Here is a 26,341-nt window from a genome sequence, read left to right on the forward strand (position 1 = left end):
GCAAGGGCGTCGGCCAGGTGGCGGCAGGTCGAGCGGGAGGCCGGCCGCGCGCGGCGGCCGGAGGGCATTACTTGGTCAGGATCAGCTTGTCGTTGCTGGTGTGGCGCAGGCGATAGACGCGGTCGCCGTGCTGGATCAGCACTTCGCGGCGGCCCTTGAGCAGCGCCTGGCTGCTGATGGTTTCTTCGGCCGGCACCGCGCGCGGCACGGTGCGCTCGCGCAGGCTCAGGGTGTCGGGGTGACGCAACAGCACGGGTTGAGCGGTCATGGTCGAACTCCATCCACGGGGTGCATCGAGATGATAATGATTCTCAATACTTAATCAAGACCCATTCTCGCCCGATTCGATTCGCAGTACCGATCGAAATACAGATCCCGAAAGATTTCAAAGATCGACACGAACCCTCTCGCTTGCGCCGCCACGACATCGTGACGGGGCAAGCAAGTGCCGTCCTCAGCGCACGGCGGCTTCGACCCGCTCCCACCACGCCGCGTCGTCGCGCTCGGCCAATTCCAGCGCGGCCAGGTTCTCCAGCAATTGCGCGACCCGGCTGGCGCCGAGGATCACCGTGGACACGTGCGGGTTGCGCAGGCACCAGGCGATCGCCAGCGACGCCGGCGCCACGCCCTCGTCGGCGGCCAGCGCGGTGAAGGCGCGCGCGCGCTCGACCCGGCGCTGCGCCGGCGGCCCGATGACCTCCTGCTGCAGCCAGGCATTGCGCTCCTGGCCCAGCCGCGAGGCCGGATCGATGCCGTCGTTGTACTTGCCGGTCAGCAGGCCCGAGGCCAGCGGCGACCAGATGGTGGTGCCCAGGCCCAGTTCGGCGTACAGCGGCGCGTACTCCTGCTCCACGCGCTCGCGATGCAGCAGGTTGTATTGCGGCTGTTCCATCGACGGCCCGTGCAGGCCCAGCGCGCGCGCCACCTGCGCCGCCTCGCGGATGCGCTCGGCCGGCCACTCGGAGGTGCCCCAGTACAGCACCTTGCCCTGGCGGATCAGCGCGTCCATCGCGCGCACGGTTTCTTCCACCGGCGTGTCCGGATCGGGACGATGGCAGTAATACAGATCCAGATACTCCACCCGCAGGCGCTTGAGCGCGGCATGGCAGGCGTCGGTGACATGCTTGCGCGAGAGCCCGCGCTGGGTCGGGCGCGGCGATTCCACGGCGCCGAAGTAGACCTTGCTGGACACGCAGAAGCCGTCGCGCGGCAGCCGCAGGTCGGCGATCACGTCGCCCATCACCTGCTCGGCACGGCCGTGCGCATAGACCTCGGCGTTGTCGAAGAAATTGATGCCGTGGTCCCAGGCGGCGGCGATCAGGTTGCGCGCTTCGTCGCGGCCGGTCTGCCCGCCGAAGTTGATCCAGGCGCCGAACGACAGCGCCGACAGGTGCAGCCCGGTGGCACCGAGGCGACGGTAATGCATGGCAACTCCTCCTGCTGAGCGAACCCGCGGCAAGGCCGGCGGGTGGCCGCACAGTGTAGCGGCGCCGCGGCAAGGCCCCGTCGGCGGCAGCGGGGGCGCCCCGCTCTTGCGAATCCCCAATCCCCGCTCCCGAATCCCCGACTGAACACGCCTCGCCTTGCCGGCCGTCACCCCCTGCACTAGGCTTCCCGTCTTTGGTCGGGGACCGGGGACGCAGATGGTCGAGGGATTGGGAAGGATCGGCTTCGGCCTGTTCGGTTTGGCGGTGTTGATCGGGATCACCTGGCTGTTCTCCAACAACCGCCGAGCGGTGGACTGGAAGCTGGTCGCGACCGGCCTGGTCCTGCAGATCGGTTTCGCCTCGCTGGTGCTGCTGGTCCCGGGCGGACGCGAGGTGTTCGACTGGCTCGGTCAGGTGTTCGTCAAGGTGCTGAGCTTCGTCAACGAAGGCTCCAGCTTCATCTTCGGCAGCCTGCTCGACACCAAGACCTATGGCTTCATCTTCGCCTTCCAGGTGCTGCCGACCATCATCTTCTTCTCCGCGCTGATGGGCGTGCTGTACCACCTGGGGGTGATGCAGGCGGTGGTGCGGGTGATGGCGTGGGCGATCACCAAGGTGATGCGCGTGTCCGGCGCCGAGACCACCAGCGTGTGCGCGAGCGTGTTCATCGGCCAGACCGAGGCGCCGCTGACGGTGCGCCCGTACATCCCGCGCATGACCGAGTCCGAGTTGCTGACGATGATGATCGGCGGCATGGCGCACATCGCCGGCGGCGTGCTGGCGGCCTACGTGGGCATGCTCGGCGGCGGCGATCCGGCGCAGCAGGCGTTCTACGCCAAGCATCTGCTGGCGGCCAGCATCATGGCCGCGCCGGCGACGCTGGTGGTGGCCAAGCTGCTGATCCCGGAGACCGGCACGCCGCTGACCCGCGGCACGGTCAAGATGGAAGTGGAGAAGACCACCAGCAATGTGATCGACGCCGCCGCCGCCGGTGCCGGCGACGGCCTGCGCCTGGCGCTGAACATCGGCGCGATGCTGCTCGCGTTCATCGCCCTAATTGCGCTGGTCAACGCCCCGCTGACCTGGCTCGGCGACGTCACCGGCCTGGCCTCCGCGCTGGGCCGCCCGACCAACCTGTCCACCATCTTCGGCTACGTATTGGCGCCGGTGGCCTGGGTGATCGGCACGCCGTGGCCGGATGCGACCACGGTCGGTTCGCTGATCGGCCAGAAGGTGGTCATCAACGAGTTCGTCGCTTATACCGAGCTGTCGCGTATCGTCCAGGGTCAGGTGCCGGGCGTGAGCCTGAGCGCGGAAGGCCGGCTGGTCGCCACCTACGCGCTGTGCGGCTTCGCCAACTTCAGCTCGATCGCGATCCAGATCGGCGGCATCGGTGGCCTGGCCCCCGAGCGCCGGCACGACCTGGCCCGCTTCGGCCTGCGCGCGGTGCTGGGCGGCTCGATCGCCACCTTCATGACCGCGACCATCGCCGGGGTGCTGTCGCACTTCGCGTGATCCGGCCGCAGCATCCGCCGCACCGGTTTTCTTTTTTTCCAGTTCCAGTCGAGAAGCAGTACATGCCTATGAGTTCGGTCATCGTCGTCGGTTCGTTCAATGTCGACCATGTGTGGCGTTGCGAGAATTTGCCCGCACCGGGGGCGACCATCGCCGGCCGCTACAGCACCGGCCCCGGCGGCAAGGGCTTCAACCAGGCGGTGGCGGCGGCCCGCGCCGGCGCACGCACCAGCTTCGTCTGCGCGCTCGGCGACGATGCCGGCGGCGCGATGGCGCGCGGCCTGGCGGCGCAGGACGGCATCGCCCTGGTCGCCGAGGCCAGCACCGAGCCGACCGGCACCGGCGGCATCTACGTCGATGGCCACGGCCGCAACACCATCGTCATCGGCGCCGGCGCCAACGCCGCGTTGAGCCTGGAGTTCGTGCAGGCGCAACGCGCGCTGCTGGGATCGGCGCGGGTGCTGCTGGCGCAGCTGGAGTCGCCGATCGAGACCATCGAGGCCACCCTGGCGCTGGCGCGCGAGGCCGGCCTGACCACGGTGCTCAACGCCGCCCCGGCCAACGCGCAGACCAGCATCGGCCTGCTCAAGCTGGCCGACGTGCTGACCCCCAACGAAACCGAGTTCGCCGCCCTGCTGGCGCGCCATGTCGGCGCGCGTGTGGACGCCGACGACGTCGCCGCCACCGATGGCGGCAGCCTGCACGCGCTATGCCGCAAGCTGCTGCCGGGCGGCACCGTGGTGGTGACGCTGGGCGCGGTCGGCGCGTTCATCTCGCATCCCGAGGAGCGCCTGCGCGGCGACACCCAGCCCTACTACCGGATCGGCGCCGAGACCGCGCACACGGTGGACACCACCGGCGCCGGCGATGCCTTCAACGGCGCCCTGGTGGCCTCGCTGGCGCAGTCGCCGAACGCCGCGTTCGCCACCCACGTGCGTTTCGCCAATCACTACGCGGCGCGCTCCACCGAAGCCGAGGGCGCGGCGGCGTCGATGCCGCGGCTGACCCCGGACGCCGCCTGAGCCTGCGCGCGGCAATCCGCATCGCCGCGATTGCCGCGTTTCCCTGACCACAACACCGCCGGCCGCCGTGCCGGCCGCATCCGACAAGGAGTTCCCGATGCCCCGTCATTCCCTGCTGCCGTTCGGCGCGCTGTGCGCGCTGCTGCTCCCGCTGTGCGCTGCCGCTGCACCGCGCTGCGACTGGAACAGCCTGGCCGCCGATGCCGACCGCGCGGCGGTGACCGTGTCCGCCGAGCGCCTGCAACAGGTGATCGCACCACGTTACGACGATGCCGAGCAGGAAGCAGGCGCCACGCTGGCGCGCACCTTGCTGCAGCGCGCGCAGACGCCGCAGCAACCCGGCAAACTGGAAGGCCGCTGGAAGGTGCGCTCGATCCAGGTCGACCCGCACTTCGCCTATGCGTACCCGTACTTCAAGGCCGAGATCCGCGGCGATGCCTGCGGCTATCACCTGAGCAAGACCAGCGGCTCGCAGCGCCGCAGCGGCACCCTGTATCCGCTGGCCGCCGGCAGCCACGAACTGGCCTTCCTCGGCGCCAGCACGGTGAACGACGAGCCTGAAGCGACCTACGCCCCTGGCCATGTCTCCGACGGCACACACGGCAACAGCGTCGGCCGCCTGGTCGCGCTGGGACCCAACGAACTGCTGCTGATCCTGGACGGCAAGGACAACGGCTTCGAGCTGTACCAGCTGATCCGCTGACGCGCGCGGCGTCTGCCGCCGCGGAGGGCGGCGCGACTGCGGCGCGCCAATACGCAGGCCCGCTACACTAGCGGCATGCGCATCGGCCCCTACACGATCGAACCGAAGGTGATCCTGGCACCGATGGCCGGGGTCACCGACAAGCCGTTTCGGCTGCTGTGCAAGCGCCTGGGCGCCGGCCTGGCGGTGTCGGAGATGACCATCTCCGATCCGCGCTTCTGGCAGACCCGCAAGTCGCTGCAGCGCATGGACCACGCCGGCGAGCCGGACCCGGTCAGCGTGCAGATCGCCGGCACCGAACCGCAGCAGCTGGCCGAGGCCGCGCGCTACAACGCCGACCACGGCGCGCAACTGATCGACATCAACATGGGCTGCCCGGCGAAGAAGGTGTGCAACGCCTGGGCCGGCTCGGCGCTGATGCGCGACGAGGCGCTGGTGGCGCGCATCCTCACCGCGGTGGTGAAGGCCTCGCCGGTACCGGTGACGCTGAAGATCCGCACCGGCTGGGACTGCGACCACCGCAACGGCCCGATCATCGCGCGCATCGCCGAGGACTGCGGCATCGCCGCGCTGGCGGTGCACGGGCGCACCCGCGACCAGCATTACAGCGGCCACGCCGAGTACGCGACCATCGCGCAGATCAAGGCGATGCTGCGCATCCCGGTGATCGCCAACGGCGACATCGATTCGCCGCAGAAGGCGGCGCAGGTGCTGGCCGCGACCGGCGCCGACGCGGTGATGGTCGGGCGCGCGGCGCAGGGCCGGCCATGGATCTTCGGCGAGATCGCGCACTATCTGGCCACCGGCGAACAGCAGCCGGCGCCATCGCTGACGTTCGTGCGCGACACCCTGCTCGGCCACCTGCAGGCCCTGCACGACTTCTACGGCGAGGTGCAGGGCGTGCGCATCGCGCGCAAGCACCTGGGCTGGTACGCCAAGGACCGGCCGGAGAACGCCGCGTTCCGCGCCGTGGTCAACCGCGCCGAGAGCGCACAGGCGCAACTGGCGCTGACCGCCAACTACTTCGACGCGCTGATCGCCGGGGTGCCGCCCGCCTTGTCCGCCGCCGCCTGACGCCTTCTTCCTGGAGCACCGCCATGAGCGCATCTGCCGAGACTCCGACCTATCTGCACGGCTATTCCGACACCGAACAGGCACGCCTGCTGAAACAGGCGCGGCTGCTCGAAGCCACCCTGTTCAATCAGATCGACTACACCGGCGCGCGGCGCCTGCTGGAGGTGGGCAGCGGCGTCGGCGCGCAGACCGAAGTCTTGCTGCGGCGCTTCCCGGAGCTGCACGTCACCGGCATCGACCTGAGCGAGGCGCAGCTGCAGGCCGCGCGCGACAACCTGCAGCGCATGCCGTGGTGCCAGGACCGCTACACGCTGCAGCAGGCCGACGCCGGTGACCTGCCGTTCCAGCCGCGCAGCTTCGATGCGGCGTTCCTGTGCTGGGTGCTGGAGCACGTGCCGTCGCCGGCACGCGTGCTCAGCGAAGTGCGGCGGGTGCTGGCGCCGGGGTCGCCGGTGTACGTGACCGAGGTGATGAACGCCTCGTTCCTGCTGCACCCCTACTCGCCGAACGTGTGGCGCTACTGGATGGCATTCAACGACTTCCAGTACGACCACGGCGGCGACCCCTTCGTCGGCGCCAAGCTCGGCAACCTGCTGCTGGCCGGCGGGTATCGCGACGTCAGCACCGAGATCAAGACCCTGCACCTGGACAACCGCGAGCCGGCGCGGCGCAAGACCATGATCGGGTTCTGGGAAGAGCTGCTGCTGTCGGCGGCAGACAGGCTGCTGCAGGCCGGCGCGGTGGACGCGGAGACCGTGGCCGGCATGCGCCGGGAGATGGCGCAGGTGCAGAGCGACCCGGATGCGGTGTTCTTCTATTCGTTCGTGCAGGCGCACGCCACAGTGTATTGAGCGGCGCTCACGGCGCCGCTGGCGATGCCTGCGTGCCGACCGGCGCGGGCGACGCCGGCTCGACCCAGATCCGTTGCCACATCCGCGCCAGCGCTGCGCGAATCTGCCCACGTGCCACCGGCGCCCGGTACGCGGCCTGCAGTTGCCGCGGTGGAATCGCCTCCCAGCCGTCGCCCTGCTGCCGCGCGACCGCGAAGTTGAAATTGTAGTCAGGTTCCAGGCCCATGCGCAGGTCGCTGAGCACCAGTTCGCCGTCCTTGACCTGCGCGCGCATGAAACCGCGGTTGAACCAGCTCAGTCGCTGCACTGCCGGCAGGTCGCGTACCTGCGCCAGCGCCTGGGTGTTGGAGGGATAGCCCTGGAAGCGCATCGGCCCACGATCGGCGACCAGCGAGCGCTCGCCGATCACATAGCCGCTCGGCGTCATCGCCACCACCCGCCACAACAACGTGTTGAACGGCATCGGCACCGAGAAGCGCGGCGCCTGCGCCAGGCCCATCGCCGCCAATGCGCGGTCGGCCTCGCGATCGACCAGGTGCTTGGCCAGCAGCGACCAGCCCAGGTAGGCGCTGCTCAACAGCAGTCCGACAAGCAAAGCCTGCTGCGCAAAGCGGCGCGCGCGCGCCCACCAGGCGATGCCACAGGCCAGCAGCAGCCACAGCGTGTAGGCGGGATCGATGATGAACACGCTCGACCACATGGCCGGCGGCGGCCGCAGCGGCCACCACAGCTGCGTGCCGTAGACGGTGAACGCATCCAGCAACGGATGGGTGATCAGCGCCAACTGGATCGCCCAGAACCAGCGACGCGGCGCCTCGGCCACGCGCCCGTGGCCGAAGCGGCGGAACAGCCACCAGATCAGCCAGCCGAGCAGCGGCAGCACGAACAGCGAATGGCTGACGCTGCGATGCACCGTCATCAGCGTGACCGGATCGCGAGTGAGCGGCAGCAGGATCAGCGAATCGAGATCCGGCGCGGTACCGAGCGCGGCACCGGCGAGCAGTGCCGCGCGCCGATGCGCGGCCGGGGCGATGGCCGCGGCAACGGCGCCACCGAGCACGATCTGGGTGAGGGAATCCATCGGGGGATGCTAGCAGCGATGCAGTGCTCGATGCGCAGCGGTGAGATACCCGCATTCTCGATGTGCCCGACAGGGAGAGGCGCCCCGTCGGGGACGCCTTTCTTTATTTCATCTGCACTGCCTGAAGCAGGATCAGGGGGAAATTTCTCCGGATGCGTAGAGTGGGAAATATCCCTGTGAAACGAGGATGCCAAAGGCCAAATACGAGGTGCCAGATGCCATTTCGCTGTCACCAAAGAGAAAGTAGCCCATCGCATCACTCGCTGCGACGATCGCCCAGCCCGTGTGCGGAGGCGCAGCCTGTCTCGATGAGGCGTCGGCCGCAAATTTGGACCAGTAGCGCGTGGAGTGCCTGACCACGCTCAGCCCACCCAGGACCAGCGCGCCGTTCTTCGACCTGGGATCGAGCCGCGCGATGCCTTCCCGTTCCAGTTCCTCGAATTGCACCGCCGCCGCGTCCAGGTCCTGGGCGTTCTGCACGATCTGGTCCATTCGCACGATGAACGAGAATTCGTAGGCGCTTAACTGCTGGCGCAGTACAGCCAGGTTCTCGGTCATCGGCCGGGTCGGGTCGATCGCATCCACCATGGGCTGCCGCGTGGCGATGAAGCGCTCCAGCGGCATGCCAGGGTTGTAGCCGCACTTCTCGACCAGCGCGGCGAGGGCCCCGTCGGGCGGGACGTTGGTGTCCATCAGGCAGCCCAGGTACATGTTGTGCTGGATGCCGGCCTGGTCCATCGGATTCTCGGCCGCCAGCGCGGGGGCCGCGCCGAAGGCACTGCCGACCAGCAGGGCGGCGGTCGCGACAAGGAGTTTTTTGTTCATGAACATTCTCGTGCAATGGATGGAGAGAGAGGTGGCCAGGTCTCGACGTTCCTGCGCAGGCCCCGCAAAGGGCGACCACCGACGCACCGGCACATGGCGCAATGCGATACAGGGGAAGGCGCCCATCGGGCCTTCCCCCCTCGGCGTGCCTGGCCCGATCGGGTCTCCCGAAAGGCTGGCGGCAGATGGATCGACTCAGGGTTGCGGATTGGGAGTCGGGCTCGCCGTGTCGAAGATCACGTCGTGGGCCTGGCTGGAGACCGTGGCCGCCGCCCCGACGTCGTGATTCGAGAGGAAATAGCCACCCACGTCGCTCACGACGACGGCCAGCCATTTCCAGAACCGCCCTTTCGAAGTGACGCCGCTCTCGGCCGCCTGCTTGGACCAGTAGCCATTGGAATGCCTGGCCACGCTCAGCCCGCCCAGGATCAGCGCGCCGTTCTCGGACTTGGGATCGAGCCGCGCGATGGCCTCGCGCTCCAGCGCCTCGAACTGGGCCGCCGCGGCATCCATGTCCGCGGCGTTCTCGACGATCTGATCCATGCGAACGAGGAACGAGTACTCGTAGGCATTGAACTGCTGGCGTAGTGCGGGCAGGTTTTCCGTCAGGGACCGCGTCGGATCGATCGAGTCGACGATCGGCTGCTGCGTGGCGATGTACCGCTCCAGCGGCACGCCGGGGGCATAGCCGCACTTCTTGACCAGCAGGGTCAGCGCGTCCTCGGCCGTGGCATTCAGGTCCATCAGGCAGCCCAGGTACATGTTGTGCTGGATGCCGGCATGGTCCAACGGGTTCTCGGCCGCCAGCGCAGGGGTGCCGACGACGCTGCCCGCCAGCAGAGCGGTTGCGACAAGGAACTTCTTCTTCATGAGCGTTCTCTCGCTATATGGAAGGGATTGGAGATGGCTGGGATGCGTGCACCGCCCCCGGAGGAAGGCCACCGCCGCATCGACACACGGTGCGATCCGGCGATTCCAGGCTAGGCAGGGCGACGGCGCAGCACGAGGGCGAAGCCGGGCCGCCCATGGAATGAACCGGGTCGAATTGACGGAGCCCGGATACGAGCACCACCGGTCGCGGGCGCGCGATCCTGTGGCGCGGCACAATGCCGCCATCGAAGAATCAATGCGTTAGCCGGATTTATTCCCGGTCTATACCCGTGGATGCGCTGGCATCGGCCGTCGCGCCACTCGTAGGCTGCGGCTTCCCTTCTGCGCATTGCGAGATTCCGATGCCTGCCTCCCGCTCCGTCTTTCATGCCGCCCTCGTCGCGGTCCTGCTGAGCTTGCCGCTGATCGCCCACGGCCACGACACCCTGCCACCGGACTGGTGCCTGGAGCAGGACCAGGAACCGGAGGTCGTGGTGAAGTTCGATTTCGACGGCCAGCAGCTGCGGCAGACCATGGACAAGTGCGGCGTGGTCGATAGCCACGAGCCGTACACGAATACGCTGAACACCATTGCCGCCTATTGCGAGGTGGTGGCCCCGTCGCGATCGGCCAAGCCCATCGTGCTCGGCCCGACGACCTTCCTGGCCCGCGACCACCACAGCGCCTACCGCATGGAACAAGGCTTGAAGGGCGCGTGCGTGGTCTGCCCGGCCAAGCGCGGGCGCTGACCCACCGTGCAGGCGCGCTCGCTCCTCAGGGCGGCCAACGGTCGCCAGCAGGGCGGCCAGGCACGCTCAGCCGAGCGCGTCCCGGCGGGTGTAGGCAAGCACCGTGTCGATCCGCGACTGCAGCGCGGCGCGCGCCTCTGCCGAGATTCCCTCGCAGTGCGCGAGCACGAAATAGGCCGAGCGCAGTACATCCCGCCAGCGCGGGTTGCTGGGCAACTTGGAGACCGCCAGGTAGCGCTCCATCGCCCGCGCGCGCAGGCGGCCATCGTCGATGTTCACGCGCCAGATCCGGCTGCGCTCGGCCAACTCCAGCCGGCCGGTCGCCGTGGTGCGCTCCCAGGTGTCGATGACCGCGAGCATCAAGTCGACCAGCGCGCGTCGGAAGGCATCGCGCAACGCAGGCGCAGCGGCTTCCTGTTGCGTGTGCTCGGCCTGCGCGGTGTCCGACGCCGCGTCAGTGTCGCGTTCCTGCAGGGCGAGGACGACCAGGCCATCGCCGCCCCGCCAGGGTGCGAGGGTAACGGCGAGCGGTGTGCCGTGCCGCGCCACGACCTCGAGGCGCTGCGCGGCGCTGTCCTCCATACGCTCCAGCGCCGCCTGCAACGCCGGACGGTCGCGTTCGGCAACGCAGGCGAACACCGCCTGCCCTACCGGTTCGGCGGCGTCCGTGCCGCCAAGCAGCAGGCGGCCGGCACGATTGGCGGCCAGGACCTGGCCTTCGGCATCGAGCAGGCACAGCGCATCCTCGCGGCTATCGAGCAAGGTCTGCAGCAGGCTGCGATCCTCGGCCAGCGCATCGGCCTCGCGCCGATAACGGGCGAGTTGCTCCTCATGGCGAACACGCTGGGCGGCCTGCAGCACACGTTCGCGCTGCCGGCGACGCTGCAGCCACAGCCAGACACCGAGCGCGGCGGCGACGCCGGACACCAGCGCCAGCCACAGCAGCAGCGTGCGTTGGCGCAGCTGGGCCTGACGCAGGCGGTTTTCGCTTTGCAGGGCGTCGATGGTGCGCTGCTTTTCGGCGGTGTCGAAGCGGATCCGCAACCAGTCCAGTTGGCGATCGTGCTGCGCGCGCACCAACGCGGCGGCTTCTGCGTTCGCGCGCCGCAGGGTGGCGATGGCGGCCACCGTGTCGCCACTGCTTTCCTGCAGCCGTGCCAGTTCCTCCAGCAGTGGCACCCGCACCGGATCGCCGCCGGCGGCCGCGGCCAGCGCCTCGCGCAGGCGTGCCGCGGCCGCAGCGGCATTGCCTTCGAGCCGGGCCGTCCGCGCCAGTTGCAGCTGCAGTGCCGATGGCAGCGGCAGCGCCCACGCCTCGGCGAGCGCCAGCGCACTGGAACTCCAGCGTTGCGCCTGCGCCACATCGCCAAGCGCCAGCGCCGCACGGATCAGGCCGTCGTGGACACGCAACTCGTACACCCGGCGGCCCTGCGCGCGGTACACGGCCAGGGCCTCCTGCAACCAGGCCAGCGCTTGCGGCGTGTCGCCGCTGTCGAGCGCCAGCTCGGCCATGGTTTCCTGCACGTGCGCGGCCTCGATGGCGTCGCCCTGCGCGCGGTTGGCGGCCAGCGCATCGCGGTAGTAGCGCATCGCGGTGTCGGACTCGCGCAGTTCGCGATAGACGTCGGCAATATTGGTGAGCACCGACGCCGCTACTGCGCCGTGCGCACGCTGCAGGTCCAGGCTTAGCGTCAGGTTGCGCAGGGCGCCGCGGAAATCGCCGAGCCGGCGCAGCGCCGCACCGACGTTGTTCAGATCGCGCGCCTGCCCCACGCGGTCGTGCAGCGAGCGGGACAGCGTGGCCGCGCACTCGAAGCGCGCCAGCGCCTGCGGCAGGCGTTCGCGACGGAAATCGAGAATGCCGCGGCGGCGCGTGAGTTCGTAGCGCAATCGCGCGTCGCCGGCATCGCCGATATTGGCCTCGGCGCAGTCCAGCGCCTGCTCGGCGGCGTCGAAGCGGCCGCCGTCGAGCTGTTCCTTGGCCCGTGCGAACAGCGCGTCCATCCGCGTGCCACCGGTTGTGTGCAAGGTCGACAGGCCGGCCTGCTGCAGGCACAGCATCGCATCCGGGAGTTTGCGCGGTGCCTCGGCATCGGTGCAGCCGTAGACCGTGTTCTGCGCGATCGCTGTCCCGCACGCCGCGAGCAGGACGCCCAGGCACGCCGCTCGGACGCGTGCCCGCTGCCACGCGCGTGCAGTGGTGGCCTGGGCCTGGAGGGTCGTGCTGCAAGACGCCGACCAGATCGGGCTCGACCACGTCCATGCGGATCGCAGCGACCGGCCGCACACTGCCTTCCCTGGTTTCACGTGCTCCACGGCTCCAGAACTGATCGGGATGCGGCGCAGATGCGCCGCAGCGATATGGCCCGGGGCGACAACCGGGCGCGGCGGCCATGTGCTCCTGCCCGGGCGTATCGCTCCATCGCAACGCAGTAGACCCGATGCGCTGGAGGCCGGGCAAGCGCACACCGCGGTGCTATCCGCACCACGTCGATCATCATGGAATGGACGTCACGCCGAGTTCTACGCCGCCGTCCAGTGCCACTGTGGCAGCGCTGCGTCCAGTCGACCCGCACCGTGGTTGCGGCATGCGCAGTCCACGACGTGCTCAGAAACTCCGCAGAGAGCGGCGCAGCGTAGCCGCGCGCGAACCGTCCGCCTCAGGCCGCGCGCGGCCAGGCGTTCTCCTGCACCAGCCGCAGGCGCGGCGGCAGTTCGCGCAGCACGTCGCCGCGATGCGAGAGCAGGCGCAGCGTGCCGTCGGCCTCCTCGGCGAGCGCGGTGAGGCTTTCGACCCAGTCGCCGTCGTTGGCGTAGACCAGGCCATCGCGTTCGAACAGGCCGGCGCGGTGCACATGGCCGCAAATCACCCCGTCCAGACCGCGACGGCGCGCGTCGTCCAGGCCGGCAGTGACGAAGCGCTCGATGTAGCGCTCGGCCGCGCTGCTCTGCCGCTTCAGGTAGTCGGCCAGCGACCAGTAGCGCATGCCCAGGCGGCGGCGCACGCGGTTGGTCAGCTGGTTGCCGGTGAGGATGCGGTAGTACAGCCAGTCGCCGAACTTCTCCTGCAGGCCGCCGAACTGGGTCACGCTGTCGTAGTCGTCGCCGTGCACCACCAGCAGGCGGCGTCCGTCGGCGGTGGCGTGCACCGCGCGCCGGCGCACCTGCATCGCCGGCAGCGCCAGCCCGCAGAAGCGGCGGATCGGCCGGTCGTGGTTGCCGGGCACGTAGATCAGCTCGGTGCCGCCACGGGCCAGCGCATGCAGTGCATCGATCACGCGCTGGTGCGCCGCGCTCCACACCGCGCGGCGTTGCGCCATCCACCAGAAGTCGACGATGTCGCCGACCAGGTACAACTGTTCGCAGCGTAGGCCGCCGAGGAAATCGGCCAGTTCGCGTGCATGGCAATGCGGCGCACCCAGGTGCACGTCGGAGACGAACACCGCGCGGCGCGGCGACAGGCTGCTGACCGGATTCATGCCACCACCTCTGCTTCGTTGCGGGGACGTTCGAGGTAGCGCGCGCGCTTCTTGCTGCGGATGCGCTGCAGGTCCAGCTCGATCAGGCCGTCGACGGCGTCGTTGAACGCCGGATCCACGCCGAAGGCGAGGAAGCGCGCGCCGCCGGGTTCGCACAGATCGGTGTACTGCTTGTAGAGCATCGGCACCGCCGCGCCCAGCGCGTCGAGGTTGCCCTTGAGCACCTTGAAGGCGGTGTCGGCGTCCAGTTCGTCGAACGCCGGCGGCGCTTCCGGGTACGGGAACGGCCGCGCCGAGGCGGCTTCGCCGCTGGCGTCGCCGTAGTAACGCGCGTAGTAGGCCACGATCTGCTCGCGTGCCTGCTGCGGCAACGCGGCACTGATCGACACCGCGCCGAACAGGTAGCGCACCTGCGGATGATCTTGCAGATAGGCGCCGATGCCCTGCCACAGGTAGTCGATGCTGCGGCTGCCCCAGTAGTCCGGCACCACGAAGCTGCGCCCGAGTTCCATGCCCGCGGCGATGCGCGGCAGCATGCCCTCGCCGTAGCGGAACAGTTCGGCGGTGTAGAAGCCGGCCAGGCCGCGCTCGGCCAGCACCGGCGCGCCGCGGGCGACGCGGTAGGCGCCGACCACGCGGGTGGCGGCGCCATCCCACAGCACGATGTGTTCGTACCAGGTGTCGTAGTCGTCCAGGTCCAGGCGCCGGCCGGTGCCCTCGCCCACCGCGCGGAAGGTCAGCTCGCGCAGGCGGCCGATCTCGCGCAGCAGCGCCGAGCCGGCGCGAAGCCGGCCGACGCGGATCTGCTTGCCGTCCAGGGTGTGGCCGAGGCTGCGCAGGCTCGCCACTTCCACGGCCAGTTGCGCCGGGTCCTCGGCGGCGACCAGCGCTTCCTCGCTCGGCGCGGCCTGCCCGCCGCTGCGGCCGAGCGCATACAGCTCGCTGCGCAGGCGCCGCATCAGCTCGGCTTCGGGCAGGTCCTGCGGCAGCGCGCGGGCGCGGCCCAGGCTGAGCGCGATGCGGCGCTCGCGACGGGCGAACATCTCCCGCGCCAGCAACGCAGTCCCGGCCGGCTTGAACAGCGCCGAGGCGCCATAGAACAGCGCAGAGTTGCGCGCATGGATGCGCACCGGCAACACCGGCGCGGCACTACGCAGGGCGAAGCGCAGGAAGCCGCGGCGCCAGCGGCCGTCGGCGACGCCGCCCCAGCCCAGCCGCGAGACTTCACCTGCCGGGAACACGATCACACATTGCTCCTGCGCCAGCGCCTGCTCGATCGCCCGCACGCTGGCCGGCGACGGCGCACCGCCGAGGATGCGTACCGGCAGCAGCAGGTCGCGCAGCCCTTCCAGCGCCCACAGGAAATCGTTGGCGACGATCTTCACGTCGCGCCGCACCTGGCCGACACAGTCCAGCAGCGCCAGCGCATCCAGCGCGCCGGAGGGGTGGTTGGCGACGATCAGTAGGCGCCCGCGCGCCGGGATGCACTCGGCGGCGGTCGGCCCGACCACGTAGCGGGCCTGCAGGAAATCCAGTCCGGCCTGGACCAGGGCGAACCCGCGCAGGTCGCGGTTGGCCTCCAGGAACGCGTCCAGCGCGTCCAGTCCCGACCATTTCTGCAGGCCGCGCAGCAATGGCCGGACCAGCCGCGAGCGGCGTCCGGCAAACCAATGCGGGTAGCGGTCCTGAAGACGGCGTTCGAGTGCGAGCACGGCAAGCCCCCTTGCTGACTGCGCACAGCTTCGGCCGCGGCGGCGACACCGATCTTGCAATCTGGCTACGGCAAGGTGACGGACGCACCGTGGCGCGCCAACCGGTTAACCTTGGGCAACGTCGGCCCCGGGCACCATGCACGCCGCCCGGCGCCCGTGTATCATTCGCCTCCATCTTTTCATCCGAATACAAGGATATAGCCGCGATGTCCAGCTATCTCTTCACCTCCGAGTCGGTCTCCGAAGGCCACCCGGACAAGATCGCCGATCAGATCTCCGATGCGGTGCTCGACGCGATCCTGACCCAGGACAAGCGCGCGCGCGTGGCCTGCGAAACGCTGGTCAAGACCGGCGTGGCGATCGTCGCCGGCGAAATCACCACCAGCGCCTGGATCGACCTGGAAGCGCTGACCCGCAAGGTGATCCTGGACATCGGCTACAACAGCTCCGACGTCGGCTTCGACGGCGAGACCTGCGGCGTGCTCAACCTGATCGGCAAGCAGTCGCCGGACATTAACCAGGGCGTGGACCGCAAGAAGCCGGAAGAACAGGGCGCCGGCGACCAGGGCCTGATGTTCGGCTACGCCACCCGCGAGACCGACAGCTTCATGCCGGCCGCCATCCACCTGTCGCACCGCCTGGTCGAACAGCAGGCCAAGGTGCGCAAGAAGAAGAACTCGCCGCTGGCGTGGCTGCGCCCGGACGCCAAGAGCCAGGTCACCCTGCGCTACGAAGACGGCGTGGCGACCGCCATCGACGCGGTGGTGCTGTCCACCCAGCACGACCCGGACATCAAGCAGAAGCACCTGGTCGAAGCCGTGCGCGAGGAAATCCTCAAGCCGGTGCTGCCGGCCAAGTGGCTGCACAAGGGCACCAAGTTCCACATCAACCCGACCGGCAAGTTCGTCATCGGCGGGCCGGTGGGCGACTGCGGCCTGACCGGGCGCAAGATCATCGTCGACACCTACGGCGGCTGGGCGCGCCACGGCGGCGGCGCGTTCTCCGGCAAGGATCCGTCCAAGGTCGACCGCTCGGCCGCCTACGCCGCGCGTTACGTCGCCAAGAACGTGGTCGCCGCCGGGCTGGCCGACCGTTGCGAAGTGCAGGTCTCCTACGCCATCGGCGTGGCCGAGCCGACCTCGATCTCGGTCACCACCTTCGGCACCGGCAAGATCGCCGACGACAAGATCGAGAAGCTGATCCGCAAGCATTTCGACCTGCGTCCGTTCGGCATCATCCAGATGCTCGACCTGATCCACCCGATGTACCAGCAGACCGCCTCGTACGGCCATTTCGGCCGTACCCCGAAGGCCTTCACCTACACCGACGGCACCGGCGCCCAGCACCAGGCCACCGCGTTCTCGTGGGAGAAGACCGACCGCGCCGAGGCACTGCGCGCGGACGCCAAGCTGAAGTAAGCCGGCCAGCCGCGCTTGCGACGAAGAACGGGCCGCACTGCGGCCCGTTCTTCATTTGGGGTGATGGGTGGTGCTGAACCGTCGACACAGACGCTGTCGCGGATGCGTCGTCGTAGGCCACCGCCTCCGTGACTGGGCGTCACGACGAACGCCTGTCGCGGCTGAAGCCGCTCCTACAGGATCAGCAGCGCATCGCGGTCGCCGCGAGCAAAGGACACGGCATCGCAATGCCGGGCAACGCGTCATCCATTCACGCGTCAGCATGCCGTCCGTCGTAGGAGCGGCTTCAGCCGCGACGGGCATTCCTGGGAAGGCCTGTCGCGGCTGAAGCCGCTCCTACGACGAGCAGACGAGCAGAAGAACTTCGTGCCTGCTCAGCCGCGCCGCTGCAGCGCGGCCTGCAGCAACGACTGGAACTTCGGCAGCGGACACAGCCCGGTCGCGGAGTCGCTGCAACCGGGTATCTGCAGGGTCTGCAGCAGCGGCGGATGGCGCAGGCTCAGCGGGGTCAGTGCGCGCAGCTGGTCCAGCGACTGCGCCTGGTAGCGCACGCGCACGTAGCGCTGGCCGTTGCGTGCGTCGCGCACCTGCTCCACCACCAACGCGCCGCCCGGGGGCGCGTCGTCGCGGCCGAAGCCGGGCAGATGGAAGTGCAGGTCGAGCAGGCCGCTGAGCGCGGCGATGTGGGTGTCGCTGGCGACCAGCACGCTCAGCCGCGGCGCATCGGCCGTGCCCAGCGTGTCCAGCAGGCGGTGCGCCAGCGGCGCGCCCGCGCGCGCGGCCATGTACTGCGGCCGCGCATAGATCTCGAACAGCAAGGCATGCAGGCGCGACACCGCAGCGATGCGCGCCGGGGTCGCGCGGCCCCAGCCAACCTGGTCCAGCGGCATGCCTTCCGCGTATTGCAGGATGAACACCTCGGCCGTGCCCGAGGTCAGGTCCAGCGGTCCGTGCAGGGCCAGGCTGCGTCCGTTCCCGCCCGGGGTCAGCGACGACGGCATGTGCACGAAGTCGCAGGTGTCGGTACAGCCAAGGATCTGCTGCATGGTCCGCAGTTCGCGTGCATACGGTGCCAGCACCGCGCCCGGCCCACCGGTCTGCCGCTGGATCGAGGCCACCGCGGCGGCGGCATCGAACTCCACCGCGCCGGCTTCCACCGGGCGGAACAGCGGGTCGTCGCTGCCCTCGGCCTGGTGGCCGGCCTGCAGATGGCAGCCGGGCGCGAGGGTGTCGGCGAGCAACTCGGCACTGACGATGGTGCGCTGGTCGGTGTTGGCATAGATGCTGACCGCCCCGTCGGCGGGGCAGCCCTGGGCCGGCAGCACGCCATCGCGCAGCAACCATTGCCGGGTGTAGTCGCCGCTGCGCTCCACCGCGGTGCGGCCGTGCGCGGTGAGCAGGCTCGGCGGCGTGTCCCACACCGGCCAGGGCTGCGGCGCCAGCGCGGCAGCCGCGGCCTCGCCCGGCAGCGGTGCGCGTACGCCATGGCGGAACAGCATCCACACCTTTTCCACCTGCAGCGCGGGCACGGGCACGGTCTTCGGCGCCGGCCGCGCCTGCGCGCCCAACGTCGCCACCACCAGCGCGACCCACAACATCCAGCACAAGCCTGTCTTCATCGTCGTTCCCAAGATGGAAAATCTCATGGCGCGGTCGCGCCGCAGTCAGCGGTGATCCGGTCGCAGCGCAGGCCCGTGGCGATACCGAGCCAGTAGTGCAGTTGCTGCGGATCCGGCGCGCCGGCGTAGTAATCGGTACTGATCCACTGCGCGCCGGCATCCAGCGCCGCCTGCGCACGGCGCCGGTCGTGCGCACGTGCTTCGCGGCCTTCGGCATCGGCGCGGGTGCGCACCACGAAGCCCTGCGCGACCAGCGCGCGGATCCGCGCCGCCTCGGCCAGCGGATCCTCGATCGACAGCACCGCCGCCTCCGGCTGGTCCGGCGCATACCAACCGAACATCATGCGGCCACGCAGCGATGGATGCTCCTGTCGATACAGCGCCTCGTGCCGCGGATTGCCGTCGAGCACGAACAGCATGCGGCCACGCGCCTGTGCCACGCGCGGCCAGGCATGCGCCAGCACCGCGTCGCGCAGGCTCGGCGCGGCGCCGCGCACATCGTCGGGCACGATCAGGCGTGCGCGCCCGACCACCTCGATGATGTCGCGGTCCAGCGCGTCCAGATCGTTGGCATCGAAGGCGGCACGGTGCGGCCACAGGCCCGGCACCGGATCGAAATCCACCGCGTTGACCAGCACCACCAGCGGCGCATGCCGCGGGTGCGCGCGCGACCAGGCGGCGAGAATCGCCAGGCAGTCGCGGAAGCGCAGGCAATGGCTGGCGTAGTCCAGGCCCGGCTGGTGCAGGACCTTGGCGCCTGGCGCATGCATCCTGGCGCGGGTCGCCGCATCGGCACGCGCATACGGCGCGGCATACAGGCCGCCGTGCGGGTCGGCGGCCACGTCGAGTTCGAGTTGCCGCAGCCCCAGCGCGAGCTGGGCCTGCAGCGAAGGATGGCCATAGGCCAGTGCCGGCCATTCGGCGGCGTCGTGCGCCTGCAGGCGCTGCCGCACCTGCGCGGTCGGCACTGGCCGATAGCTGTTGTGCGAGCCGAGCAGTTGCACCTGGTCCAGGCGCAAGCCGTCGATCGGCACTGTCGCCGGTGCCGCTGCCGCGCTGACCGCTCCCGGCAGGCCAATCAGCGCCAGCCAGACGAGCAGCAGCGCGCTGCACACAACGCCCCACCCGCCGCGCGGCACAAGGCCGTGCGGCGGGTGGGGACGTCCAGCGTGCGCAAGCGCCCGGTTCAGAACGTGTACTTCACGTTCAGCAGTGCGGTGCGGCCGGCATCGACGATGTCGGAGATCGCGGTGCTGTTGCGGCCCACGTGCGCCCAGTAGCTCAGGCGATTGGTGAGGTTGGCCACCGACAGGTCGGCACGCAGGTGCTCGTTGAAGGTGTAGCCGACATGCAGGTCCACGCGGGTGATCGGCTTGACCCACAGGTCGTCCCAGGTCGCGCCGCGGTTGTAGTAGTCGTACACCGAGACGTATTCGCCGGAGTAGTGGTAGGCCAGGTTCACCGACAGCGGACCCTTCTCGTAGAACAGTTCGGCGTTGGCCATCAGGTCCGGCGCGTTCTGGATGCGCTCGTCGTGGAAGCCGTCCATGCCCAGGTCCACGCGGGTGGTCTGGCGAGTGAGGTTGGCGCCGATGCCGAAGCCGTCCAGCGGAGCCGGCATGCCCTGCAGGGTCTGCCGCACCGCGGCTTCGAAGCCCAGCACCTTGCCGTCGCCGCCGTTCTGCGGACGCACGTAGCGCACGTTGCCGGCACCGGCGCTGCTGCCGGCGTTGGCCGGATCCGAGCCGCTCTCGTAGATGTAGTCGGTCAGGCGCTTGTAGTAGCCGGCCAGCATGGCGTGGCCGCCATGGCCGTTGTCCCACTCGCCGGACAGGTCCACGTTGAGCGACTTGATCGGCTTCAGGTCCGGGTTGCCCTCGGTGATGACCGTGGTGCCGTCGCTGGAGACGTCGTAGTTGGCGCCGCCGCCGAGCTGCACCAGCGCCGGCCGTGTGTAGCTGGTCCACACCGAGGCGCGGTACACGGCATTGCCGGCGCCCGGGCGGTAGTTCAGGAACACGCTCGGCAGCGGCACGTCGTAGCTGGTGCGGTTACTGCTGAAGAAGCCGGGCAGTTCGTTGCCGTTGGCGTCTTCGGGCATGGTCCAGAAGGTGTTGCGGATGCTGGTGTGCTCGAAGCGCACGCCCGGGATCACTTCCAGGTCGCCGCTGCGGAAGGTGGCCATTGCATACGCAGAGGTGACCGCCTCGTCGCCGCGCATGGTCGCGCAGTTCTGGTTGTTGATCGCCAGGCTGCCGCAGGTGTCGAAGCTGGCCGCGGTCAGGTGCTGGGCGATCATCGCCTTCAACCCGCCGTTGCTGAGCTTGACCGTCGGCCACGCGTACTTGCCCGGGTACACCGAATCGTACTGGCCGACCACCAGGCCGGTGTCGCGCAGCAGCGTGCCGTCGGTGAACTTGCTGTTGGTCCAGTCGCGCGAGGTGAAGTCGCGGGAGCTGTCGACGTACTTCACGCCGAACTGGATGTTGCTCAGCGCGCCCTGGTCGAAGTCGTAGCGCACGTCGAACTTGGCGCCGCCCTTGGTCTGGCCGCTGTAGGACTTGGTCAACTGGCCGTAGCGGCGCGCATACAGGCCGCCGATGTCGCTGGCCTGGGCCTGGATCGCCGGGGTCAGCAGCGGCTTGGGGAAGCCTTCGCTGTCGTAGCCGGAGAAGGTGTTGGCGCCGCCGTACGGGAACTGGGTCGAAGCGTACTGGTCCACGCGCGCGGAAATTTCCACGTGGTCCGGACGATCGTTGTCGCCGTAGCTGTAGAACAGGTTCGGCGACAGCGTCCAGTTGCCCAGTTGCTTGTCGGCGCCGAACTGGAAGGTGGCCAGGTCCGCCACTTCCGGGTTGGTCTCGTACCAGTAGCGCACCGCAACACGGTTGATCTGCGGCTGGTACACGCCGGTGCTGCCGATCTGCACCAGGCTCACGTTGGCCGGCACCAGCTGGGTGTAGCCGGTGTTCTGCTCGGTCTTGGCGTAGGCGTAGGTGGCGCGCGCGTACAACTGCAGGCTCGGGTCGACGTGCCAGTCGAAGGACACGTTGCCGCCGTAGCGCTTGGTGTCGCCGGCGGAATAGCCGATGTTGGCGCCGGTGGCCATCAGCAGGTCCTGCGGATCGTAGCCGGGCGCCGGCTGGCCGCTGGCGGTGGTACGCGAGAAGTACTTGCCCGACCAGTCGCCGCGCGAGGCGGCGGCGTTGGCCACTTCGCTGTTCACGTAGTGGCGCTCGTCGTAGTACGCGCTGGTGTAGATGCCGAACTGGTTGTCGGCGCCGAACTTGGCGTGGAACTCGCCGGACGCGCCCTCGCCCAGGCCGCTGTCGCCGTAGTCGCGCGCACGGCTTTCCATGCGGCCGCTGGCGGTGACGCTGCCGCCCATCGCCTCGCTGTAGTCGAAGCCGCTGGGGGTGCGGTAGTCGATGGTGCCGCCGATCGCATCGCCGTCCATCGCCGCGGTGGAGGTCTTGTTCAACACGATGGTCTGCAGGCCCGACGGCGGCAGCAGGCTCAGTTGCACGCTGCGGCTGTAGGGCAGGCCCTGGGCGACGTTGACGCCGTTGATCAGGTTGACGTTGTACTCGGCGTTGAGGCCGCGCACCGAGGCGAACATGCCCTCGCCGCGCGCGGCGCCGTCGACGCCGCCGAAGTACGACTGCCCGGTGTTGACCACATTGACGCCCGGCAGCAGGCCCAGCGCCTCGGCGATGTTGTGCACGGCGGTGTACTTCAGGTCTTCGGCCGACAGCACGTTGGCCGTGTTGGTGGCCGCCATCTGCATGTCCGCGGCGTTGTAGCGGGTGACGGCGACGGTGATCTTGTCCAGGGTCTTGGCGCTGGCGTCGGACGCGGGGTTCTGCGTCTCCTGCGCATCCTGCGCCTGGGCCAAGGCCATCGGCGCGACACCGAGCAACGCTGCGGCGATCGCCCATGACAGGCGTTTGGGAAGATGGATCGAGTGCGACATGAAGAATCCGAGCGTAGGCGCGACCAACGGAATGTTCCGCAGGCCGGGCATGGTGGGGAGAGAGGCCGTGATCGTGTTCACGGCGGCGCGCATTGTTGGCGGGCGCGGCTGCAATTTGATGACAACGATGTCACCCACCGCCATCAACCATCGATCCGACGCATTTCCCGCGGAATTCGGCACAACCGCGACGATGCACGGCGCGGCGCTAGGGGGCGTGGCGCCAAGGCGAGCGCGACGCGTTGGGCGCGTCTATCCGAGTTGCGTGGAGCTGGCTGCAGGGATGCGTCGCCCGCCTCTCGGTGGGTGCGGTGCGCGGCGCAATGCCGCCGACGCGTTCCGAGACGCTAGGCGCGGCTGCGCCAGCGGTGTCCTCAGCGCGGCGTTGCGGCGGCGTCGACCTGCAACTGCGCGTGCAGGATGCGGCGGATCTCCAGGATCGCCTGCGGCGTCTCCTGCACGCTGTGGCCCGAGGTGATCACCAGTTCGGAGACCGCGCCCGGCAGATGTGCGCTGCGGTACGGCACCAGCCCGTCGTCGGAATCGGCCAGCGGCACCGCCGGATCGCGGCGGGCGATGATGGTGTGGTAGCGCACCGCCGGCGCGATCGGCAACTCCGCCGCCGCGCGCACGAACGGGTCGGTGTCGCGCAGGTTGTCGATGCTGTTGGGCACGCGCACCGGCGCGCCATCGGGTCCGTCGATTCCCTGCAGCAAGGTGTTCAAGCGATCGAACAGCGTCACCGGCAGGCGTACCAGGCGCCCGGCCAGGCGCCCGAGGCGGCCTTCGGCGAAGGTGGTGCCGCGTTGCGGCGCGGCGATGAAGATGGCGCGGTCCACCTCCGGCAACGGCGCGAAGCGCAGCAGCGGCTGCAACTGCGCCAGCGCCTGCGGATCCAGCGGGCGGCGGTCGCCGCGTGCGCCGATCAGCTCGTTCCACAGCGTGTCGCCGGAGTCGCTGACCAACAGGCGCCCGATCACCCCGCCCATGCTGTGGCCGATCAGCACCATGTGCTGCGAGGCCGGCGCCTGCCCCTGCGGATCGAAATGGCGCAAGGTCTGCTGCAGCAGCGCATCGATCTGCGCACGGTTCCAGGCGATCGGCATGTTGGTCGGGTAGTAGACCTGCCAGATCTGGTAGTGGCGGCGCAGCTGCTCGTCGCCCATCAACTCGTTGGCGACGTTGACCCAGGCTTCCGGACTGCTGGCCAGGCCGTGCAGCATCAGGATGATGCGCCGGTCCGGATCGTACGGCTGCATCAGGTACAGATGCGGCTGCTCGATGCCATCCTCGCGGCCGAGCATCGAGCGCAGCGACTGCCGCGCGAAGCCGGCACGGGCCAGCCACAGGCCGTAGGCGGCGGTGAAGTTGGCCGCCAGCGGCAGGCGCTGGCCGTGCACCTCGACCTCGCCATCGCGATACGGATCGTAGGGCGCGACCACCACGCTGCGGGTGTCCAGCACCTGCGCCAGGCTGTCGCCGTCGAAGCGCAGCAACACCGTGGTCGGCGCATAGGGCATCTCGCTGAAGGCCGGCGCGTGCGGGTCCGGCGCGGTCTTGGCAGCGGTTGCCGCGGTCGGGTCGCCGACCTTGGACGGCGCAATCTCCGCGACCAGCTCGGCGCCGAAACCGTCGCGCCGGTAGGTGCTGCGCAGGCCATCGAAGCGCAGCGTCGACGCCGGCAGCATCGCGTCCGGCCGCGCCACCCCGCCGGGCAGGCGGAAACTGCCCATGTCCGCGCGCACCTGCCAGCCAGCCGTGCGCAGCATGTCGTCGTCGTGCAGCTCGCCGCTGGCGCTGCCGGCACGCCAGCGCAGGAACAGCTCGCCGACCACCTGCTGCACCGCGTAGTTGTAGTAGTCGCGCACCTGGGTCTGCCGGTCCTCGAAGGCGCGCGCACTGGCCGGACGCTGGGTGTAGAACAGATAGGCGTAGGCGTAGCGCGCGGCCTCCAGCCAGGCCTGCAGCGTCGCATCGTCCAGCGCCCTCGCCTGCCGCGGCGTGCGCACATTGGCCGCATGCACCCACAGCTCCGACAGGGTCGCCAGCCGCCGCTCCTGGTCCAGCCCCTGCAATGCGCGCAGCTGCGTGGCGCAGGCCGCAACGTCCGCCTCGCAAGTCTTGGGATCGAGCGCGAGCACGCGCAGCGTCTCCAGGCTGGCGTCGCTGAGCTTGCCGGTGCTGAGGACGTCGCCACGCTGGGTGGCGATGTAATCGGCGGCGCTGCGCGACTGCACGCTGACCATCGCGCAGCCGGTGCCGAGCAGCAGCGCGGCAGCCAACAGCCCGGTGCCGGCGCAGCGGGCAAGACGTGCGCGCAGGGTCATGGCGTGGCCGCCGGATCGTCGCCGGGAATGCCGGCGCGAATGCGCGTGGAGAAGTCGGCGTCAGCGCCCGCAACCCGCGCGCGTTCGCCGATACGGCCGCGCGCACGCAGCGTGGCCAGGCTGTAGCCGGGCATGAAGCCGTGCTGCGCGTAGACGTAGGAAGGCAGGTAGCCGGACAGCAGCAGGCGGACGTCGAGCGGTAGCGCGGGATCAAGCTTGCGCGCCAGTTCGAACACGATGGTGGTGCAGTTGCTGGTGGCGGTGTTGTAGAACCGCGGCGTGCGCTGCAATTGCTGCGCCCGCGCCACGTAGCCCAGGAACAGCTGGCGCAGTTGCGCGCGCGACAGGTTGAGCCGATACAGGTACACGTCCTCGCCGCGCACGTTGCTGCGCACCGCCAGGATGTCGCGCTCGTCGGCGGCCACCATCACCTGCTCGAAATTGCGGAAGAATCCGGCCAGCGCCGAGAACGCCTCGCCGCGCTCCTTGCGGATCTCCAGCGAGAACACCACGCGACGGCCGTCGTCGAAGCCGAACGAGACCAGGGTGTGGGCGATCGCCGGCCCCATCCAGTACGACAGCGCCAGATCCGCCGAGGCCAGTCGGTCCAGATCGTAGCGGCGGGTCTCCCAGTGCGGGGTGTAGTCGTGGTCGCTGCGCCAGGCGAAGTTGCGCACGTTGTGCAAGGTGACCACATGCCCGTCCACCTGCGGCTGCAACAGTTGCGCGACATCGTCGGCCCAGTCGCGGTTCTGCTGCGGCTGCAGCGCCGACCAGCCCACCGCCATGCCCGCGCAACCGACCGCGAACAGCAGCGGCAGTACGCGGTACTCGCGCGGATGCCGCAGGCCCCATAGCGCAGCGGCGCCGAGCGCGGCCCACAGCAGCGCCGAGCCGTAGCGCACCACGGCGCCGGTATGCGGCAGGTAGCTCAGGAACAGCGCGCCCCACAGGCTGGCGGCAAGGATCGCCAGCATCGCCAGCGCGCGTGCCAGCCGCCGCGGCCAGCGCCGTCTGGGCGCGCCCGTGTCCGCCGCGGCGCGCTGCCGCGCAGCGCCGGCAGCGCGGCTCACAAGTCCGCCGCCGCTGCGGGCGTGGCCAGGGCGTGGCGCAGCAGGCGGCACCCCCGCTGCGCCAGCGCCTTGCGCTCGGCTTCGTCGCTGCCACGCTGGCAGGCGCCGAGCATGTCCATGGCCAACCCCAGATCCTGGTCGTCCAGGTCGGCACGGCACAGGCCGGCGGCGATCGCACGCTGCAGGTACGGCAGCAGGATCGCCATCGCCCGCGCATGCGCCGCGGCGATCGTCGGATGCTCGCGCGGCATCGACCGCCAATAGTCGGCCAGCGGCGCCGACATCGCGATGTGCTCGGCGACGTCGTACAGCAGCAGGAACAGCCCGTCCGGCCGCGTGCCGATCTCGCGCGCGCAGCCCTCCAGGCCGTCCAGGCCGCGTTCCAGCAGGGCCGCCATCAGTTCGGTGCGGTCGGCGAAATGGCGGTACAGGGTGGCGCGGCCGAGCCCGGCGCGCTCCACCACCAGTTCCAACGGCGCCAACACGCCATGCTCGCAGAACACCTCGTCGGCGGCGTCCAGCAACAGGCGGCGGCGGTGGGCGGTATCGGCTCGCATTTCCATGCGCGGCATTATCGGACAATTTTGTCCGCTTGCAAGCGGATTACGGTCGGCAGCCGCCGG

The 26,341-nt window shown here is 69.6% G+C and carries 21 protein-coding genes; 7 read left to right on the forward strand and 14 right to left on the reverse strand.

Annotation, left to right across the window (positions count from 1 at the left end; genetic code table 11):
• Positions 1 to 67 precede the first annotated feature (67 nt).
• Positions 68 to 268: a hemin uptake protein HemP gene (hemP, locus tag QN245_RS17395; RefSeq protein ID WP_160966701.1), complete on the reverse strand. Its 201-nt coding sequence runs from the start codon at positions 266 to 268 to the stop codon at positions 68 to 70.
• A gap of 186 nt (positions 269 to 454) precedes the next feature.
• Positions 455 to 1,426, reverse strand: a complete 972-nt coding sequence (locus QN245_RS17400) for an aldo/keto reductase (protein WP_160966700.1) — start codon at positions 1,424 to 1,426, stop codon at positions 455 to 457.
• Positions 1,427 to 1,643: 217 nt separating this feature from the next.
• On the opposite strand from QN245_RS17400, the gene QN245_RS17405 reads away from it, so the two are divergent.
• From QN245_RS17405 to QN245_RS17425, 5 genes are all read left to right on the forward strand, one after another.
• Positions 1,644 to 2,942 carry a NupC/NupG family nucleoside CNT transporter gene (locus QN245_RS17405; protein WP_160948067.1) on the forward strand — a complete coding sequence of 433 codons (1,299 nt, stop codon included), beginning with the start codon at positions 1,644 to 1,646 and terminating at the stop codon, positions 2,940 to 2,942.
• A gap of 68 nt (positions 2,943 to 3,010) precedes the next feature.
• Positions 3,011 to 3,964 (forward strand): ribokinase, encoded by a 954-nt coding sequence (locus QN245_RS17410; protein WP_317843756.1) that lies wholly within the window; start codon positions 3,011 to 3,013, stop codon positions 3,962 to 3,964.
• 97 nt (positions 3,965 to 4,061) lie between these two features.
• Positions 4,062 to 4,667, forward strand: coding sequence for a DUF4893 domain-containing protein (locus tag QN245_RS17415; protein WP_317843757.1), 606 nt, complete (start codon positions 4,062 to 4,064; stop codon positions 4,665 to 4,667).
• Positions 4,668 to 4,742: 75 nt separating this feature from the next.
• Positions 4,743 to 5,741 carry a tRNA dihydrouridine synthase DusB gene (dusB, locus tag QN245_RS17420; RefSeq protein WP_317843758.1) on the forward strand — a complete coding sequence of 333 codons (999 nt, stop codon included), beginning with the start codon at positions 4,743 to 4,745 and terminating at the stop codon, positions 5,739 to 5,741.
• Positions 5,742 to 5,764: 23 nt separating this feature from the next.
• Entirely contained in the window at positions 5,765 to 6,592 is an 828-nt protein-coding gene (locus QN245_RS17425) for a methyltransferase domain-containing protein (RefSeq protein WP_317843759.1), read from the forward strand.
• Positions 6,593 to 6,599: 7 nt separating this feature from the next.
• Here QN245_RS17425 and QN245_RS17430 read toward each other — a convergent pair whose 3' ends face one another.
• The 3 genes from QN245_RS17430 to QN245_RS17440 all read right to left on the reverse strand — a co-directional run bounded on the left by QN245_RS17430 (position 6,600) and on the right by QN245_RS17440 (position 9,368).
• Positions 6,600 to 7,673 carry a metal-dependent hydrolase gene (locus QN245_RS17430; RefSeq protein WP_317843760.1) on the reverse strand — a complete coding sequence of 358 codons (1,074 nt, stop codon included), beginning with the start codon at positions 7,671 to 7,673 and terminating at the stop codon, positions 6,600 to 6,602.
• Positions 7,674 to 7,805: 132 nt separating this feature from the next.
• Positions 7,806 to 8,498 carry a hypothetical protein gene (locus QN245_RS17435; protein ID WP_317843761.1) on the reverse strand — a complete coding sequence of 231 codons (693 nt, stop codon included), beginning with the start codon at positions 8,496 to 8,498 and terminating at the stop codon, positions 7,806 to 7,808.
• A 195-nt stretch (positions 8,499 to 8,693) separates the two neighbouring features.
• Positions 8,694 to 9,368, reverse strand: coding sequence for a hypothetical protein (locus QN245_RS17440; protein ID WP_160966689.1), 675 nt, complete (start codon positions 9,366 to 9,368; stop codon positions 8,694 to 8,696).
• Positions 9,369 to 9,730: 362 nt separating this feature from the next.
• Here QN245_RS17440 and QN245_RS17445 point away from each other — a divergent pair, with 362 nt between their 5' ends.
• The gene (locus QN245_RS17445; protein WP_160966687.1) at positions 9,731 to 10,117 is read left to right on the forward strand and encodes a hypothetical protein; all 387 of its coding nucleotides are present in this window, start codon (positions 9,731 to 9,733) and stop codon (positions 10,115 to 10,117) included.
• A gap of 66 nt (positions 10,118 to 10,183) precedes the next feature.
• Here QN245_RS17445 and QN245_RS17450 read toward each other — a convergent pair whose 3' ends face one another.
• From QN245_RS17450 to olsF, 3 genes are all read right to left on the reverse strand, one after another.
• Positions 10,184 to 12,121, reverse strand: a complete 1,938-nt coding sequence (locus QN245_RS17450; protein WP_184644438.1) for a tetratricopeptide repeat protein — start codon at positions 12,119 to 12,121, stop codon at positions 10,184 to 10,186.
• Between the two features lie 656 nt (positions 12,122 to 12,777).
• Positions 12,778 to 13,596 carry a UDP-2,3-diacylglucosamine diphosphatase gene (locus QN245_RS17455; RefSeq protein WP_160966683.1) on the reverse strand — a complete coding sequence of 273 codons (819 nt, stop codon included), beginning with the start codon at positions 13,594 to 13,596 and terminating at the stop codon, positions 12,778 to 12,780.
• Positions 13,593 to 15,308 (reverse strand): bifunctional ornithine lipid synthase OlsF, encoded by a 1,716-nt coding sequence (gene olsF / locus QN245_RS17460; RefSeq protein WP_184644440.1) that lies wholly within the window; start codon positions 15,306 to 15,308, stop codon positions 13,593 to 13,595. Before olsF ends, QN245_RS17455 begins: the two co-directional genes overlap by 4 nt.
• A gap of 206 nt (positions 15,309 to 15,514) precedes the next feature.
• Between olsF and metK the strand changes: the two genes are divergently transcribed.
• On the forward strand, positions 15,515 to 16,726 hold the full coding sequence (gene metK / locus QN245_RS17465; RefSeq protein WP_010342184.1) for a methionine adenosyltransferase: 1,212 nt from the start codon (positions 15,515 to 15,517) through the stop codon (positions 16,724 to 16,726).
• 374 nt (positions 16,727 to 17,100) lie between these two features.
• Here the strand turns inward: metK and QN245_RS17470 are convergent, their stop codons facing one another.
• From QN245_RS17470 to QN245_RS17495, 6 genes are all read right to left on the reverse strand, one after another.
• A complete protein-coding gene (locus QN245_RS17470) occupies positions 17,101 to 18,324 on the reverse strand; it encodes a histidine-type phosphatase (RefSeq protein WP_317845392.1) in 1,224 nt (407 codons plus the stop codon).
• Between the two features lie 44 nt (positions 18,325 to 18,368).
• Complete coding sequence (locus tag QN245_RS17475; protein WP_317843762.1) at positions 18,369 to 19,460, reverse strand: Ca2+-dependent phosphoinositide-specific phospholipase C; 1,092 nt, start codon at positions 19,458 to 19,460, stop codon at positions 18,369 to 18,371.
• 71 nt (positions 19,461 to 19,531) lie between these two features.
• The gene (locus QN245_RS17480; RefSeq protein WP_425612965.1) at positions 19,532 to 22,246 is read right to left on the reverse strand and encodes a TonB-dependent receptor; all 2,715 of its coding nucleotides are present in this window, start codon (positions 22,244 to 22,246) and stop codon (positions 19,532 to 19,534) included.
• Between the two features lie 446 nt (positions 22,247 to 22,692).
• Positions 22,693 to 24,645, reverse strand: coding sequence for a lipase family alpha/beta hydrolase (locus tag QN245_RS17485; RefSeq protein WP_317843764.1), 1,953 nt, complete (start codon positions 24,643 to 24,645; stop codon positions 22,693 to 22,695).
• The gene (locus QN245_RS17490; protein WP_160966679.1) at positions 24,642 to 25,622 is read right to left on the reverse strand and encodes an Lnb N-terminal periplasmic domain-containing protein; all 981 of its coding nucleotides are present in this window, start codon (positions 25,620 to 25,622) and stop codon (positions 24,642 to 24,644) included. The genes QN245_RS17485 and QN245_RS17490 overlap by 4 nt, the downstream gene beginning before the upstream one ends.
• A 92-nt stretch (positions 25,623 to 25,714) precedes the next feature.
• Complete coding sequence (locus QN245_RS17495) at positions 25,715 to 26,290, reverse strand: TetR/AcrR family transcriptional regulator (protein WP_160966677.1); 576 nt, start codon at positions 26,288 to 26,290, stop codon at positions 25,715 to 25,717.
• Positions 26,291 to 26,341 lie beyond the last annotated feature (51 nt).

The organism is Xanthomonas rydalmerensis, from assembly GCF_033170385.1.
In the GTDB taxonomy this organism is placed as follows: Bacteria; Pseudomonadota; Gammaproteobacteria; order Xanthomonadales; family Xanthomonadaceae; genus Xanthomonas_A; species Xanthomonas_A rydalmerensis.

Excerpts from the sequence above, each read along its gene's own strand:
- hemP (WP_160966701.1), bottom strand. The coding sequence starts at position 268 with ATGACCGCTCAACCCGTGCTGTTGCGTCACCCCGACACCCTGAGCCTG.
- QN245_RS17400 (WP_160966700.1), bottom strand. The coding sequence starts at position 1,426 with ATGCATTACCGTCGCCTCGGTGCCACCGGGCTGCACCTGTCGGCGCTG.
- QN245_RS17405 (WP_160948067.1), top strand. The coding sequence starts at position 1,644 with ATGGTCGAGGGATTGGGAAGGATCGGCTTCGGCCTGTTCGGTTTGGCG.
- QN245_RS17410 (WP_317843756.1), top strand. The coding sequence starts at position 3,011 with ATGAGTTCGGTCATCGTCGTCGGTTCGTTCAATGTCGACCATGTGTGG.
- QN245_RS17415 (WP_317843757.1), top strand. The coding sequence starts at position 4,062 with ATGCCCCGTCATTCCCTGCTGCCGTTCGGCGCGCTGTGCGCGCTGCTG.
- dusB (WP_317843758.1), top strand. The coding sequence starts at position 4,743 with ATGCGCATCGGCCCCTACACGATCGAACCGAAGGTGATCCTGGCACCG.
- QN245_RS17425 (WP_317843759.1), top strand. The coding sequence starts at position 5,765 with ATGAGCGCATCTGCCGAGACTCCGACCTATCTGCACGGCTATTCCGAC.
- QN245_RS17430 (WP_317843760.1), bottom strand. The coding sequence starts at position 7,673 with ATGGATTCCCTCACCCAGATCGTGCTCGGTGGCGCCGTTGCCGCGGCC.
- QN245_RS17435 (WP_317843761.1), bottom strand. The coding sequence starts at position 8,498 with ATGAACAAAAAACTCCTTGTCGCGACCGCCGCCCTGCTGGTCGGCAGT.
- QN245_RS17440 (WP_160966689.1), bottom strand. The coding sequence starts at position 9,368 with ATGAAGAAGAAGTTCCTTGTCGCAACCGCTCTGCTGGCGGGCAGCGTC.
- QN245_RS17445 (WP_160966687.1), top strand. The coding sequence starts at position 9,731 with ATGCCTGCCTCCCGCTCCGTCTTTCATGCCGCCCTCGTCGCGGTCCTG.
- QN245_RS17450 (WP_184644438.1), bottom strand. The coding sequence starts at position 12,121 with ATGGACGCGCTGTTCGCACGGGCCAAGGAACAGCTCGACGGCGGCCGC.
- QN245_RS17455 (WP_160966683.1), bottom strand. The coding sequence starts at position 13,596 with ATGAATCCGGTCAGCAGCCTGTCGCCGCGCCGCGCGGTGTTCGTCTCC.
- metK (WP_010342184.1), top strand. The coding sequence starts at position 15,515 with ATGTCCAGCTATCTCTTCACCTCCGAGTCGGTCTCCGAAGGCCACCCG.
- QN245_RS17470 (WP_317845392.1), bottom strand. The coding sequence starts at position 18,324 with ATGTTGTGGGTCGCGCTGGTGGTGGCGACGTTGGGCGCGCAGGCGCGG.
- QN245_RS17480 (WP_425612965.1), bottom strand. The coding sequence starts at position 22,246 with ATGGCCTTGGCCCAGGCGCAGGATGCGCAGGAGACGCAGAACCCCGCG.
- QN245_RS17485 (WP_317843764.1), bottom strand. The coding sequence starts at position 24,645 with ATGACCCTGCGCGCACGTCTTGCCCGCTGCGCCGGCACCGGGCTGTTG.
- QN245_RS17490 (WP_160966679.1), bottom strand. The coding sequence starts at position 25,622 with ATGCTGGCGATCCTTGCCGCCAGCCTGTGGGGCGCGCTGTTCCTGAGC.
- QN245_RS17495 (WP_160966677.1), bottom strand. The coding sequence starts at position 26,290 with ATGCCGCGCATGGAAATGCGAGCCGATACCGCCCACCGCCGCCGCCTG.